The organism is Alkalithermobacter thermoalcaliphilus JW-YL-7 = DSM 7308, from assembly GCA_001584565.1.
GTDB lineage: Bacteria > Bacillota > Clostridia > Peptostreptococcales > Peptostreptococcaceae > Alkalithermobacter > Alkalithermobacter thermoalcaliphilus.
The window spans coordinates 1,134,778-1,149,002 of record LSFY01000001.1 but is presented as its reverse complement, the minus strand read 5'-3'; the positions used below and the strand labels follow the sequence as shown (position 1 = coordinate 1,149,002).

At 27.7% G+C, this 14,225-nt stretch carries 13 protein-coding genes and 1 tRNA gene; 10 read left to right on the top strand and 4 right to left on the bottom strand.

The window, feature by feature from the left end; all coding sequences use genetic code 11:
* Positions 1 to 65 precede the first annotated feature (65 nt).
* The 6 genes from selD to JWYL7_RS06055 all read left to right on the top strand — a co-directional run bounded on the left by selD (position 66) and on the right by JWYL7_RS06055 (position 7,426).
* Positions 66 to 1,076, top strand: coding sequence for a selenide, water dikinase SelD (gene selD / locus JWYL7_RS06080; protein WP_149683748.1), 1,011 nt, complete (start codon positions 66 to 68; stop codon positions 1,074 to 1,076).
* A 106-nt stretch (positions 1,077 to 1,182) separates the two neighbouring features.
* Positions 1,183 to 2,586: an L-seryl-tRNA(Sec) selenium transferase gene (selA, locus tag JWYL7_RS06075; RefSeq protein WP_066070433.1), complete on the top strand. Its 1,404-nt coding sequence runs from the start codon at positions 1,183 to 1,185 to the stop codon at positions 2,584 to 2,586.
* A gap of 13 nt (positions 2,587 to 2,599) precedes the next feature.
* A complete protein-coding gene (gene selB, locus JWYL7_RS06070; protein WP_066070431.1) occupies positions 2,600 to 4,480 on the top strand; it encodes a selenocysteine-specific translation elongation factor in 1,881 nt (626 codons plus the stop codon).
* Between the two features lie 9 nt (positions 4,481 to 4,489).
* A complete protein-coding gene (locus JWYL7_RS06065; protein WP_066070426.1) occupies positions 4,490 to 5,173 on the top strand; it encodes a response regulator transcription factor in 684 nt (227 codons plus the stop codon).
* A 25-nt stretch (positions 5,174 to 5,198) separates the two neighbouring features.
* Positions 5,199 to 6,518, top strand: a complete 1,320-nt coding sequence (locus JWYL7_RS06060) for a sensor histidine kinase (RefSeq protein WP_066070422.1) — start codon at positions 5,199 to 5,201, stop codon at positions 6,516 to 6,518.
* An 11-nt stretch (positions 6,519 to 6,529) separates the two neighbouring features.
* Positions 6,530 to 7,426: a GerMN domain-containing protein gene (locus JWYL7_RS06055; protein WP_066070419.1), complete on the top strand. Its 897-nt coding sequence runs from the start codon at positions 6,530 to 6,532 to the stop codon at positions 7,424 to 7,426.
* A 26-nt stretch (positions 7,427 to 7,452) separates the two neighbouring features.
* Here JWYL7_RS06055 and JWYL7_RS06050 read toward each other — a convergent pair whose 3' ends face one another.
* Positions 7,453 to 8,541 (bottom strand): nucleoside hydrolase, encoded by a 1,089-nt coding sequence (locus JWYL7_RS06050; RefSeq protein WP_066070416.1) that lies wholly within the window; start codon positions 8,539 to 8,541, stop codon positions 7,453 to 7,455.
* A 165-nt stretch (positions 8,542 to 8,706) separates the two neighbouring features.
* Here JWYL7_RS06050 and JWYL7_RS06045 point away from each other — a divergent pair.
* A tRNA-Sec gene (locus JWYL7_RS06045) sits at positions 8,707 to 8,803 on the top strand.
* 15 nt (positions 8,804 to 8,818) lie between these two features.
* Here the strand turns inward: JWYL7_RS06045 and JWYL7_RS06040 are convergent.
* Positions 8,819 to 9,628, bottom strand: coding sequence for a hypothetical protein (locus JWYL7_RS06040; protein WP_066070412.1), 810 nt, complete (start codon positions 9,626 to 9,628; stop codon positions 8,819 to 8,821).
* 231 nt (positions 9,629 to 9,859) lie between these two features.
* On the opposite strand from JWYL7_RS06040, the gene JWYL7_RS06035 reads away from it, so the two are divergent.
* Positions 9,860 to 10,891 carry a sodium:calcium antiporter gene (locus tag JWYL7_RS06035; protein WP_331721896.1) on the top strand — a complete coding sequence of 344 codons (1,032 nt, stop codon included), beginning with the start codon at positions 9,860 to 9,862 and terminating at the stop codon, positions 10,889 to 10,891.
* An 18-nt stretch (positions 10,892 to 10,909) separates the two neighbouring features.
* On the opposite strand, the gene JWYL7_RS06030 is transcribed toward JWYL7_RS06035, so the two are convergent.
* Both JWYL7_RS06030 and JWYL7_RS06025 read right to left on the bottom strand, forming a co-directional pair.
* Complete coding sequence (locus JWYL7_RS06030; protein WP_072280191.1) at positions 10,910 to 11,125, bottom strand: DUF3006 domain-containing protein; 216 nt, start codon at positions 11,123 to 11,125, stop codon at positions 10,910 to 10,912.
* Between the two features lie 4 nt (positions 11,126 to 11,129).
* Positions 11,130 to 12,008, bottom strand: a complete 879-nt coding sequence (locus tag JWYL7_RS06025; RefSeq protein WP_066070409.1) for a ComEC/Rec2 family competence protein — start codon at positions 12,006 to 12,008, stop codon at positions 11,130 to 11,132.
* A gap of 199 nt (positions 12,009 to 12,207) precedes the next feature.
* On the opposite strand from JWYL7_RS06025, the gene JWYL7_RS06020 reads away from it, so the two are divergent.
* Together JWYL7_RS06020 and JWYL7_RS06015 are read left to right on the top strand one after the other, a co-directional pair.
* Positions 12,208 to 13,038: a DUF2156 domain-containing protein gene (locus JWYL7_RS06020; RefSeq protein ID WP_066070406.1), complete on the top strand. Its 831-nt coding sequence runs from the start codon at positions 12,208 to 12,210 to the stop codon at positions 13,036 to 13,038.
* Position 13,039: 1 nt separating this feature from the next.
* Entirely contained in the window at positions 13,040 to 14,197 is a 1,158-nt protein-coding gene (locus JWYL7_RS06015) for a GNAT family N-acetyltransferase (protein WP_066070403.1), read from the top strand.
* Positions 14,198 to 14,225: the final 28 nt, after the last annotated feature.

Here is a 14,225-nt window from a genome sequence, read left to right as displayed (position 1 = left end):
TTATTAAGCATAAGATAGACAAAAGAGGAGTGAATGTTTTGGGGAGAGAGATAAAACTTACAAAGATGACAACATCAGCAGGTTGAGCAGCTAAAATTGGGCCAGAGGTTTTGGCTAGTGTATTAGAGGCTTTACCTAAAATAAAAGATAATAATTTGTTAGTTGGATTAGATACATCTGATGATGCAGCTGTATACAGATTAAATGATGATATGGCTTTGATACAGACTTTAGACTTTTTTACTCCTGTTGTAGATGATCCATATATGTTTGGACAAATAGCAGCAGCAAATTCTCTTTCAGATGTGTATGCTATGGGAGGAAAACCTATAGTAGCTATGAATATAGTTTGTTTTCCATCTTGTCAAGATATGAATATACTTAAGGAAATTTTACGAGGTGGATTAGATAAGGTAAAAGAAGCAGGAGCTTTATTAGTTGGTGGACACTCTATAGATGATAAAGAACCTAAATATGGTCTTTCTGTATCTGGAATAGTTCATCCACAGAGGGTACTTTCAAATTCAAATAGTAAAGAAGGAGATTTATTAGTTTTAACTAAACCAATAGGAATTGGAATACTAAATACCGCTATAAAGGAAAATTTATGTGATAAAAAAGTAGAACAAGAAGCAGTTAAAATAATGTCTCATCTAAACAAGTATGCTGCCCTTAGTTTTGATAAAATAACTGTAAACGCTGTAACGGATATAACAGGATTTGGACTATTGGGCCATGCATTAGAAATGGCTAAAGGATCTAATGTAACTCTTCAAATAAATTCTAAAGAAGTTCCAATTATAAAAGAGGCATTAGAATTTGCTAGCATGGGGATAATTCCAGCAGGAATGTATAGAAATAGAAATTATATATCAAAATATGTAAGTGATAATAACGTAGCTGAAAATGTAATGGATGTACTATATGATCCACAGACATCAGGTGGACTTTTAATTTCTGTAAAAGAAGAGAATGCATACAAACTTGTAGATGAAATTATAAACAATGGAGCACTAGATGCAAAAATAATTGGAAGAGTATTGAAAAAACAAGATAAATATATAGAAGTTATATAAAGAAGTCAAAGTGACTTCTTTTCTCATTTACATAGGAGTTTATGTAAAATTTTTGGTCAATTATGCTATAATTGTAGTAGGAAGGATTTACAAAGGAGAGATAATTATGGATAAAAAACATCTATTTTCTAAGCTGCCTTCAGTAGACGAGATGCTAAAACAAGAACGTATAATATATCTACTTAAAGAATATCCAAGAGTGTTAATCTTAGACAGTATAAGAGAAACTATAGATAAGTATAGAAAAGAGATTGTTTCTCTTTCTGAAGATAATATAGATAAATTTTCTATAGACAAAGAAAGTATGATTGATCAAGTTAATAAACTTGTCAAATTAAAAAGTTCATTATCTTTAAGGAAAGTTATAAATGCAACTGGAGTTGTTATACACACAAATTTAGGAAGGTCTTTAATAGCAGATAAAATAAAAGACAAGGTATGGCAAATAGCTTCAAGATATTCTAATTTAGAATATGACTTAGAGTTAGGTCAAAGGGGATCTAGATATTCTCACTTAGAGAATATAATAAAAACTATTACAGGAGCAGAAGATGTTTTAGTTGTAAACAATAACGCTGCAGCAGTACTTTTAGTGTTGAGTACTTTGTGTAAAGATAAGGAAGCTATAGTTTCAAGAGGTGAACTTGTAGAAGTAGGGGGATCTTTTAGAATACCAAAAGTTATGGAGCAAAGTGGAGCGAAACTTATAGAAGTTGGAAGTACAAACAAGACATATATAAAAGATTACGAAGAAGCCATAAACGAAAATACGGCAGCACTTTTAAAAGTACATACCAGCAATTATAGAATATTAGGATTTACCCATAATGTAGATATAAAAGAACTATCGGAGCTTGGTAGAAAATATAATATTCCAGTTGTAGAAGATTTAGGAAGTGGACTATTTATAGATCTTTCTAAATATGGATTTACTTATGAACCAACAGTAATAGATTCATTAAAAGGTGGAGCAGATATAGTTACATTTAGTGGAGATAAGATACTAGGAGGACCTCAAGCGGGCATAATAGTAGGAAAAAAAGAGTACATACAAAAAATGAAAAAAAATCAGTTAACTAGAGCTCTTAGAGTAGATAAATTTACTATTGCTGCTTTAGAGGCTACATTTATGATGTATTTAGATGAAGATATGGCCATCAATAATATACCTACTTTAAAAATGTTAACTTATTCATTACAAGAATTACAAGTTAAAGCTAATAACTTATATGAAAAAATAAACTCTAAGAACTTAAATATAGATATCAATATAGAAAGTGGATACTCTCAAGTTGGAGGAGGGTCTATGCCGCTTGAAAAAATACCTACTAAATTAGTAACAATAGTTCCAAGAAATATTAGTGTAGTTGAACTAGAGAAAAGACTAAGGCTTTCTGATAATCACATAATAGGAAGGATTTTTGAAGATAAATATATATTAGATGTAAGAACTATATTTGAAGATGAATTTGATATAGTAGCGGATACAATACAAAGTGTTTTAGAATAAGGGGGATAATTTTATGAAAAATGTTATAATAGGTACAGCAGGACATATAGACCATGGAAAAACAACATTAATAAAAGCTCTTACTGGAAAAGATACAGATAGGCTAAAGGAAGAAAAGAAAAGAGGTATATCAATAGACCTTGGATTTGCTTATTTTGATCTTCCAAGTGGAAAAAGAGCAGGAATTATAGATGTTCCAGGACATGAAAAATTTATAAAAAATATGCTAGCTGGAGTATCTGGAATGGATGTTGTTTTATTTGTTGTGGCAGCGGATGAAGGAGTTATGCCCCAGACTATAGAGCATTTAGATATTCTTAACTTTATTGAAATAAACAATGGAATAATTGTAATTACTAAGTGTGATTTAGTAGATGATGATTTTTTAATGTTAGTAAAAGAAGATATAAAAGAGAAAGTTAAGGGTACATTTCTTGAAGATGCTAAAATAATAGAGGTTGATTCTGTAAGTAAAAGGGGAATTGATGAACTTATATATAATATAGATATACTTACTGAAAATGTAGAGGAGAAAAACTTAAATTCATATCCTAGAATGCATATAGATAGGGTATTTACAATGAAAGGATTTGGAACAGTAGTTACAGGAACTTTAATAGAAGGAAAGATAAATTTAGATGATGAGGTAGTTATTTATCCTAAGGATATAAAAACTAAAATAAGAGGAATTCAAGTTCATGGAAAAGCTGTTAAAACTGCGTATGCAGGACAAAGATCAGCTATAAATTTATCAAATGTAAAGGTTGAAGAGTTAGAAAGAGGAGATATTCTAGCTTATCCTAATTGTATGCAAGAGTCTATGATGATAGATGTAAAAGTAAAGCTTACAAGATATTCAAATGTAAATGTTAATTATTGGGATAGAGTGAGATTATATCATGGAACAAGAGAAATTCTAGCAAGAATAGTACCCCTAGATAGAGAGGAATTAACTTGTGAACAAGAAGGGTATTGTCAGTTAAGGCTTGATGATACTATAGTGGCTAAGAAAGGGGATAGATTTGTAATAAGATCATATTCTCCAATGAAAACAATAGGTGGAGGAATTATTTTAGACCCAAATCCTAAAAAACATAAAAGATTTGATAAGAAGGTAATAGATAGTTTAAAACTTAAGGAAAAAGGAGATTTAAAGGAAATAATAAATCAGACTATTAAAAGATATTCAAAAGAATATCCAGATATAAAGACTATTTTAAAATATACAGGAGAAAATGAAGAAGTTGTAAATGAAAATATATTACAGCTTATGAAAGATAAAACTATACTTTGTATTAATAAAATTTATATTCACAAGGAACACTATGAAATGCTTAAAGAAAAAACTATTAAACTATTAAATAGTTTTCATAAAGAATATCCTTTAAAGGAAGGTATTATAAAAGAAGAATTAAGATCAAAAGTTGAAGCAAGTCTTAAAACAAAAGACTTTGATGCTTTATTAGAATTATTTTTAGAAGATAAGTTAATAAATATAAAAAACAATTTAGTATCTACTTGGGGATTTGAAGTAAAATTTACAAACGAAGATATAAAGATAAAAAAGGAAATAGAGCAAAAGCTCTTATCAGATGGATTTACTCCTAGAAATATAAAAGATATTACTTTAAATAATCCTCGTTATGAACAAGTTTTACAGGCATTAGATAATAACACTGTAGTAATACTTGATGATAATTTAGCTTATCATAAAAAGTATTATGATAAGGCTCTTAATTTGCTGAAAGATCATATAAACAAAAATGGCCATATAACTTTATCTGAGTTTAAAGAATTAATGGGAGTTAGCAGAAAATATTCTATTGCTTTATTAGAATATTTTGACAAGATTAAGATAACAAAAAGAATAGAAGACAAAAGAGTATTAAGTTAGGTGATAATTATGAAAATAAAACTACTTATAGTTGATGATGAAACATTATTAATAAAGGGAATGAGATATGGCTTAGGTGATGAATATGAAATTGACGAAGCATATGATGGGCAGGAAGCTGTAAAAAAATCAAGGAATAAAGAATATGACATTATAATATTAGATTTAATGCTCCCTAAAAAGGATGGACTTGAAGTATGTAAAGAAATAAGAACTTTTTCTCAAGTACCAATAATAATGTTAACTGCAAAGGGAGAAGACATGACAAAAGTTATGGGATTAGAATTTGGTGCTGATGATTACATGACAAAACCGTTTAACTTACTTGAATTAAAAGCAAGAATTAAGGCTATACTTAGAAGAACTAAAAAGATAGATGAAAATGCAAATCATTCAGAATTTGAAATAGGAGAATTTAAGGTTAACACTCTGGGGAGAAAAATAATTAGAAATGGAGAAGATATTAATTTAACAGGAAAAGAGTTTGATTTATTTTTATTCTTGGCAACAAATAAAAACAAAGTATTTTCAAGAGAGGCCTTACTAGAAAAAATATGGGGATATGACTATTATGGAGACTTAAGAACTGTAGATGTTCATATCAGAAGATTAAGAGAAAAAATAGAGTACAACTCATCAAATCCAAAATATATTCTTACTAAATGGGGAGCTGGTTATTATTTTAAAGACTAAGCTTAGAGTTTTTTCTACTTTTATTATGTTAGTTACAGTAATATTTATTTTTAGTGCATACATGTTATTTGAGATAATAGAAAAAAGATATAAAGATGAAGCTATAGAGTCTATAGATTTTCAATTTGAATTGATACAAAGAGATATAACAGATTTTAAAAGTATAAAAGACAAAGATTTAATTGATACAGTGCAGTATTACAATACAATTAGTAAAAGAACTGATATAAAATTGGTAGATACTTTTAGATTTGTTATAAGTGATGATGCAAACAAGGTAAGAATAGAAGAAAAAATATTTGAATATACAAAGAAAGATGGATACTTTTTAGATAGGTATCTAAATAAGATAATAAAGGTTTATCCTATATATTTAAATAAAAGCTTACAGGGATATATATATGCAGAGTATAAAGCTTATGAATTAAATAATATAAAACTAATATTTGCGTTTTTTGTAGTTATGAATATATTCATATTGATTTTAACTGTTGCATATACATATAATTCTGTAGTGGATCCTATAAAAAAAGTAAATACTGCTTTTGAGAATATATATAGAGGAAATCTATATGAAAGTGTAGATGTTGAAGGCGGGGGAGAATTATCTAGGCTTTGTTCAAACTTTAATACAATGAGTAAAATTCTAAGCAAAATAGAACAGCAAAGGAGAGAATTTATTCATAATGTATCTCATGAATTAAAGACTCCATTAAGTTCTATAAAACTTTTGATAGAATCTTTAAAATATGGAACGTATGAAGATTTAAATATATACAAGGAGTTTTTTAAAGACATATATGGAGAAGTAGAAAGAATGAAACAAATAATAGATGATTTGATGATAATAGTTGATATAGATGAAAAAAAGTCTAAATTAAATTTAGAACTAGCACATATAAACTACTTAATAGATAAGGTTATAAATAGAATGCATCTTAAAGCTAAAAGTAAGAACATAAATATTATATACAAAGAGATAGATAATATTCAAATTAAGCTGGACATTATAAAAATAGATAGAGTTATAACTAATATATTAGATAATGCTATAAAGTATAGCAATGAAAATGGTAATATATATATATACTTATACAATGAAGAAAACTATGCAGTAATAAAAGTAAAGGATGAAGGAGTAGGTATACCAGAGGAAGATTTATCAAGAATCTTTGAAAGGTTTTATAGAGTTGATAAAGCTCGATCGAGGGAAACTGGTGGAAGTGGATTAGGACTTTTTATAGCTAAACAACTAGTAGATTTACATGAAGGAGAAATATTAGTGGAAAGTAAACTAAAGCAAGGAAGTATATTTTATGTAAAAATACCTGTAGATTTGATTTAGGAGGATAAAACATGAAAAAATTAAATATATTTATATTTCTTCTAACTTTTATATTTGTAACAACTGGTTGCAATGTAACAGCTAAAAATGTTAAGAAAGAAGAGATAAAGCTTTATTATGCAAACTCAGATAATACTAGAATCCAGTGGGTTACAAGACCTATTAATTATTCAAATGAAGATGAAAAATACGCAAATGCACTAAAAGAACTTATAAATGGTCCATATTCATCAGATTCAACTAGAAATATAAGTGAAAATACAAAAGTACTAGTCCTTCAGAAAAATGATGATATAATTCATGTAGATTTTTCTAAAGAGTTTTTATCTCCTTCAACAGATATATCTCAGACAATAGCTATAATAACAGTAACAAATACATTAACTCAGTTTGATGAAGTTAAAGGAGTAAGGATAACAGTTGAGGGAAAAGCAATGATTTCACCTCAGGGACAGCCATATGATGTTTTAACAGAGTTTGATTTATCAGAAAGTAGAAAAGTTAATATAAAAATTTATCTCCCTGATGAAAATGCCCAGTATTTAATTCCTAAAATAAAAGAAATAGAAATAAAAGAAGGAGAAAGTATTGGTGAGAAAATAATATATGAATTAATTGAGGAATCAAATTCTCAAGATTATAATGTAATTCCAAAAGGGACTGAATTAATAGCTTATTCTGAAGAAAATAAAATAGCAATTGTAAATTTTAGTCACGATTTTGTAAATAATCATTCTGGAGGTACTGCAGGAGAAACAATGACTATTTACTCTATAGTAAACTCTTTAACAGAACTTGAAAATATAACTGGAGTTTTATTTTTAATAGAAGGACAAAGAAGAGAAGATTTTGGTCACTTTAGTTTTAATGAACCATTTAGAAGAGCTGAAAATTTAATAAAACCATAGATAAAAACGATTAGGAATTTAAGTTCCTAATCGTTTTTGGTTATATGAGGTCTTGATACTTCTTTTATAAATAATTTGATAAAATTTTCCCAATCAAGATCATATTGAACTTTTATTTTTTTTGCTCCCTCAGCTCCAGGCCACACTTTATCCCATCCAACAGATGTTCCATAATTTATACCATGATTTATATCTACATCAACATAAAGATCTACTGTTTTGACTAGATCAGGATATATAAGACTTATAATAGCAACTTGATCATACATAAGATCAATAAATTCAGGATCTTTTTCAAACTCTGGACCCATCGTTTGTTTTAGTAAAGAAGTAACTGGAGTATCAACAGAAACTACTTTTTCATACCAAGTTTCACTTCCTTTAGTTTTTCTTGACACATTAAGAGGTGATAGAGTAACAGGAATTCCAGAGCGAAGAACCACTCTAGCAGCTTCTGGATCTACCCAAAAATTAAATTCAGCATTTGGAGTTGCATTTCCAGCACCATCGGGTAGTGTGGCTATAGCACCTCCCATAACTATTATTTCTTTCACACTTTTAGCAAAGTTTGGATGTTGCCGAATAGCTTTTGCTACATTAGTAAGTGGGCCTATAGCTACGATTGTTATTTCTTGAGGCCTGTTTATTACAGTGTTGACCATAAAATCAACTGCGCTTTGTTTTTCAGGCTTCTTCTTAGGAAATCCACCTATTGGCATTGTAGGAGGATCATCAGACCACCATTTGCCCCATGTGGATTTGGCAAAATCACTTACTTCATGAACTAATGGCATATTAGATCCAACAAATACTGGAACATCTTCTCTTTTTACTATTTCTAAGAATCTAAGAACATCTACAGTAGCTTGCTCTAAACTATTATTTCCAGCGACAGTTGTAATTCCCAGTACATTAATTTTAGGAGAATTTAGAGCTACTATAGTTGCTAGAGCATCATCTTGTGGTGGCATAGAAAAGTCTGTGTCTAAAATGATATCATAAACTTTATCAGAAACAATATTCATAGTTGGTGTTGTCCTACTTTCTAAGTTAAAACTTAGTATAGACAAGCTTAAGAAAACTGAAGCTATTGCAAGCATTAATATTTTTTTCATGCTAATCTCCTCGTATAAAATATTGTTTTAGTTAGTTTTTGCTTTGATTAGATAATTATTTATGAAAAATATAGAAAAATATATAAATATTGATAAATATAGTAAAAAAATATTGAACAAAAAGGAGATATGTGGTATATTATCAACAAAGAGAATTTAAACTATGGGGGTAGATGGGTGCTGGTGTGCCCTCTGGTCTTCAAAACCAGCGCGGGGGGTTAGGAGCCTCCTGGGTGGGTTCGATTCCCACATACTCCCGCCAGTGAAAAAGAGCAACCTAAATCTTAGGTTGCTCTTTTTTGATATCCGTTTTTTCCTTTAGCACAAAAGATTTGCGCTGTTGATCCCATACGTATAAATGTTTTTCAGTTTTTTCACTTTCTTTCTTGAAATTTTCATCTTTAGGAAAAGAAGCTGACTCAGCTTTATATCTAGAAGTTGTAACAATATATAAAATTTTGAAAGGGTCTTCATCTAAGTAATCTATAGATGCAACTATTTTAGTTTTATTCCACAGGTTATCAGGAGCATTCTTATCTACCCATATAGCTTTGTAGATTTCTTCATAATCAACAGATTGTTTGAACACACTTTTGTAGACATTATCGTCATAAAGATATATTTGTATAAAATTATCTATAAAAAATGCTCCAAATCTTTCATCGATAACTTGCTCAATTGCAAGAAAGTTGTTTAGAAAGGTTACATTTTTTACAGGAACAAGGTTAGTTATTTTATTTTTATATAAATATGTTGTATTGTTGAGTTTTTCATAAATGGCTATTAATGCACTGTCTTTAGATAAATTAAGTGCAAACAAAATCTCTTCTTTTTTATCTGAATCATTTATATTTTTATAAATTTTCATATCTATGTAGTCTACATATTCTAACCATTTATCATATCCAGTTGCATTGAGAATAGATGTAATTATTTGTTTTTTTAATTGTTGTTTTTCATATACATTTTCACTATTCAGATAAGAATCAACAATTCCTATAGGAATTATGTTGCTATAGGATCTAAACGCTAAAGTAAAGATGTTGATTAAAAGCAATAAAGATAGAATACAGATTATTTTTTTCAACAAATCACCCCCATATAACTATTAATATGAGAGTACTTCAGATTTAATATCTTTTTCTTAAAGCATATAATTTCCTATGCGCTATAAAAAATAACTAAATAAAGTATGAATACAGTTATATTAAAATCTTTTTCAACATATTAAATATTATGACTAAATAATATTCAAAAGGATGTGAATAGTTATGAGTGCATTTTAGATAAATATCATAATAATTTGGGGGGATAAATATTGTTTGATTGGATAGATAATTACATACAAGCAATTATCATTTTAATAATTATGTCTTTTATAATAAATAAGGCAGCAGATAAACTAGGAGATGCATTAAGAGCTTTAGCTTATAAACTTAAGATACCAAACACTGTAAGAGGTGCAATTTTTGATGCCGCTAGTTCTTCATTTCCTGAATTTTCAACAGCGATGATAGCAGTATTGATATATAAAGATTTTGGAAATATAGCTATACCAACTATAGCCGGATCAGGAATGTTTAATATTTTATTAATACCAATGTTAAGTATATTAGCATATAAAGGAAAAGATAGACTTAAAGCACAGAAAAATGGAATATATAGAGATATGTTTTTTTACACAGCTTCGATTCTAACTTTATGTTTCTTTACATATATGGGAGAACTTACAGTTTTTGCAGGAATGATATTAGTTTGTATATATGTATGTTATATAATGGTTCTTTATATAGAAACTATTAGTTATAGAAAAAAAATAAGAGGGTATATGTTTAGAGAAGAAAATGATATAGATGATTGTTGTCAGATGAATCATTTTCAGATAATAATGACTATATTTATAACAAGTATAATAATATGGATAAGTTGCGAAGCTATAATTAAATGTGCTCTTGTAATATCTAATATATTTAATATACCTAAATTTTTAGTTTCAGTTATTATATTAGCAGCATGTACATCTATACCAGATACGCTTTTATCTGTGAAATCAGCTAGAAAAGGTGACGTTGATGGAGCTATATCAAATGCAGTAGGTTCAAATATATTTAATATATGTATGTGTCTTGGTGTACCTATAGTAGCATCAGGAAAAAATTTATCTATAAGTCTTGGGCAAAGTTTAGTTACATATGAATTTTTGTTAGTAGCTATGGTTGTAACTTCTTGTATTTTTCTTAAGAAAGAAGGAATTGATAAAAAAGATGGCTATTTGATGCTTATTGTATATGTAATATTTTTAGTATATGTAACAGCTGTTGCGTATAATTTAATACCTATGCATTTATAAGCCTGTCAAGTGACAGGCTTATTCAAACAGTTCATCCATCAAATTGTCTATTTCTTCTCTTAGTTTTTTATATGCGTTATAATCTATTTCAATAGTTCCATCGCGCGATAGTACTACAACGTCTCCTTCTTTGCAATCATTAGGGAGAAGTTTTTTATGGATATTCATAAAAGTTTTATTTTCAAGTTCTATTACAGCTAATTCTCCTTCGAATCTATCTATTATTCCTTTCATTATATCACCTACCTTTGTAATAATTATAAGATCCAGGGTTTTTATCTGTCCATATTGTTTTTCCATCGCTAAAAAAAACTATAGATCCTTGTTCGTCAGTTCTATAAAGAGGTATATTATATTTTTTTAAAAGATCTAAAACTTCTTTGTGAGGATGAGAGTATTGATTTTTATATTTGCATGAAACTACTGCAACATCAGGTAATACTGATAGTAAAAATTGTTCACTAGTAGATGAAGAACTTCCGTGATGTCCTAGTTTTAATACATTAGATTTTAAATTTTCACCTGATTTTATCATATCTATTTCATTTTCAATTTCAGCATCTCCTGTAAACAAAAAGCTTTTATCTTTATAAGTTGCTTTTAAAACAACAGAATAAAGATTATTGTTATTTGTATATTCTCTGCTTGGATTTAACATTTTAAAATAAACATGATCTCCTAAATAAAAATCAATCCCATATTTTGCTTCCTTTATTTTGAGTCCTTTACTTTTAGCAGCTAATAAAACATCCTTAAAAGTTTTTGTTGTATGAGATTTTTTAGGCATGTAAAAGTCACCTATTTCAAAATTGTGAATAATATAGTCTAGGCCTCCTATATGATCTGCATCTGGGTGAGTTCCAATTAAAATATCTATTTTGTTTATATTATGTTTTTTTAGATAGTTATAAACTGTTTTTCCAGAATTATTATCTCCTGCATCTATTAGCATTGTTTTTTTATCAGGAGTTATAATAAGGGTACAATCTCCTTGACCTACATCTATAAAGTGAACACTTAATATAGAATTGTTAGAATTTCTAAAGACAGCTATATCTTCGCAACCTACAAAGAAAATACAAGAAAAAACAATTAACAATATTATTATATCTTTCAATTAAATCACCTCACATTAAATTATATATAAATTTGTTTTACTTTTAAATAAAAAGGTAACATATATAGTGGTGGTTGATAAGGATTTGATATTATTTTAATATTATGATATACTAATGAAGTAATATAAAAGGAGGTAGATTAGTATTTTTTCGAAAGTAGATATAAGTTCAAAGGAAATTTTAGACCCATATTTTAAAATGGTCAGTTACGAAGCTTGTGAGTATTGTTTTACAACCATATATATGTGGCAACATTTATACAATACAGTATATTATAAAGAAGATGATTTTGCTGTATTAATAGGTGAATATGAAGATCATAAATTTACAGTAATACCTCTAGCAAAAAGAGAGAATCTAGGAAAGGCTTTTGATTTTATAAGAAGTTATTTTAAAGAAAATGATATAAAGTTTCAATTAAGAGCAGTAACAGAAGAATTTGTACAATTTTTAAAAGAAAATTATCAAGATAAGTTTAAATATATAGAAGAAAGAGATTACTTTGATTATGTATATCTAGCAGAAGACTTAAGGACTTTAAGTGGAAGAAAGTATCATAAAAAAAGAAATCATATAAATGCATTTATGAAAGAATACGAAAATAGATATTATTATAAATCGCTTAATAAAGAAGATTTTGATGAGTGTTTATTTTTATTAGATAAATGGATGGAAAACAAAGAAGATATATCAAACTTTGAAAATGAAAAAATAGCTATAAGAAAAATATTTGAAAACTATGATAAACTTCAAGTGAAAATAGGAGGAATATATATAGATAATAAACTTGAGGCTTTTTCTATAGGAGAATATTTAAATGATAATATGGCAGTTATTCATATCGAGAAAGCAAACTCTGAGATAAGAGGACTTTATCCTATGATAAATAAATTATTTCTTCAAAATGAATTTCCTGATGTAGAATTTGTAAACAGGGAAGAGGATTTAGGTATAGATGGGCTTAGACATGCTAAGATGTCATATTATCCATACAAATTAATTTCTAAATATACTGTTTTGGAGGAATAATATGAATGTTAGAAAAGCTAAAAAAGAAGACATAGAGCATATAAAATATATGTGGCAGTATTGTTTTAATGATCCTGAAGGATTTTTTAATTATTATTTTAGTAAAAAATATAAAGAAGAAAACACTTTAGTTATAGAAGATAAAGAAATACTATCTTCGCTTCAAATGAATCAGTACAAGATATGCTTAAATAAAAAAATATACAATACATCATATATTGTTGGAGTATCTACAGTTGCCCATGCTAGAGGCAAAGGATTTATGAAAGTGCTTATGAAAGAAACTTTAAGGGAATTATATAATAAAAATCAACTAGTATCTATACTTATGCCAATTGATTATAGACTTTATAGGCCTTATGGATATGAACAATGTTATGATCAGTTAGAATATAACCTAGATATTTATGAACTTAGAGAGTTTAAAACAGCGGGAGATTTTCAAAAAGCTACAAAACAGGATATAAACAGTTTAATAGATATATATAATTTCAGCATGCAAAATAAAAACGGATTTATAGTAAGAGATGATGAGTATTTTTACAATTTATTTGATGAAGTATCATCTGAAAATGGGCACATATATCTTCATAAGACAGATACTGGATTTGATGGATATATAATATATTTCATTTTAGAAGATAAAATTTTAGTAAGAGAAATATTTTATAAAAATATAAAAACATTAAAGTCGTTCTTAAAATTTATATATAATCACAATACTCAATGTAAGAGCGTAACTATTCAATGCCCATTAGATGATAAAATAAAAAATATTTTACCAAATATAAAACATCTTAAGTTAAATATAAAGCCGTTTATGATGGGTAGAGTAATTAACTTTAAAGAATTTGTTAAAACATTAGAAGTTGATAATCTAAATTATACCCTTAGAATAAAACTTGAAGACAATTATATACAAGAAAACAATAAAACTTTTAAGATAATTATAGACAGTGGAAAAATTATAGTAAATGAAACTGATGAAAAATATGATATAAAGATTGACATAAATTCTTTAAGTCAGCTAGCATTTTCGTATCTAAGTGTATATGACCTAGATGCTTTAGAGAAAATACAATACCAAAAACAAGAACACTTAAATATATTGAATAATTTATTTAGGCCAAAAATAAATTATATAAATGAATATGTATAAGACCTTAAGGTCTTTTTTTTTATGGTTG

Coding starts and splice junctions, on each gene's coding strand:
- JWYL7_RS06020 (WP_066070406.1), top strand. CDS start 12,208: ATGGTCAGTTACGAAGCTTGTGAGTATTGTTTTACAACCATATATATG.
- JWYL7_RS06060 (WP_066070422.1), top strand. CDS start 5,199: ATGTTAGTTACAGTAATATTTATTTTTAGTGCATACATGTTATTTGAG.
- JWYL7_RS06030 (WP_072280191.1), bottom strand. CDS start 11,125: ATGAAAGGAATAATAGATAGATTCGAAGGAGAATTAGCTGTAATAGAA.
- JWYL7_RS06065 (WP_066070426.1), top strand. CDS start 4,490: ATGAAAATAAAACTACTTATAGTTGATGATGAAACATTATTAATAAAG.
- selA (WP_066070433.1), top strand. CDS start 1,183: ATGGATAAAAAACATCTATTTTCTAAGCTGCCTTCAGTAGACGAGATG.
- JWYL7_RS06055 (WP_066070419.1), top strand. CDS start 6,530: ATGAAAAAATTAAATATATTTATATTTCTTCTAACTTTTATATTTGTA.
- JWYL7_RS06015 (WP_066070403.1), top strand. CDS start 13,040: ATGAATGTTAGAAAAGCTAAAAAAGAAGACATAGAGCATATAAAATAT.
- selB (WP_066070431.1), top strand. CDS start 2,600: ATGAAAAATGTTATAATAGGTACAGCAGGACATATAGACCATGGAAAA.
- JWYL7_RS06050 (WP_066070416.1), bottom strand. CDS start 8,541: ATGAAAAAAATATTAATGCTTGCAATAGCTTCAGTTTTCTTAAGCTTG.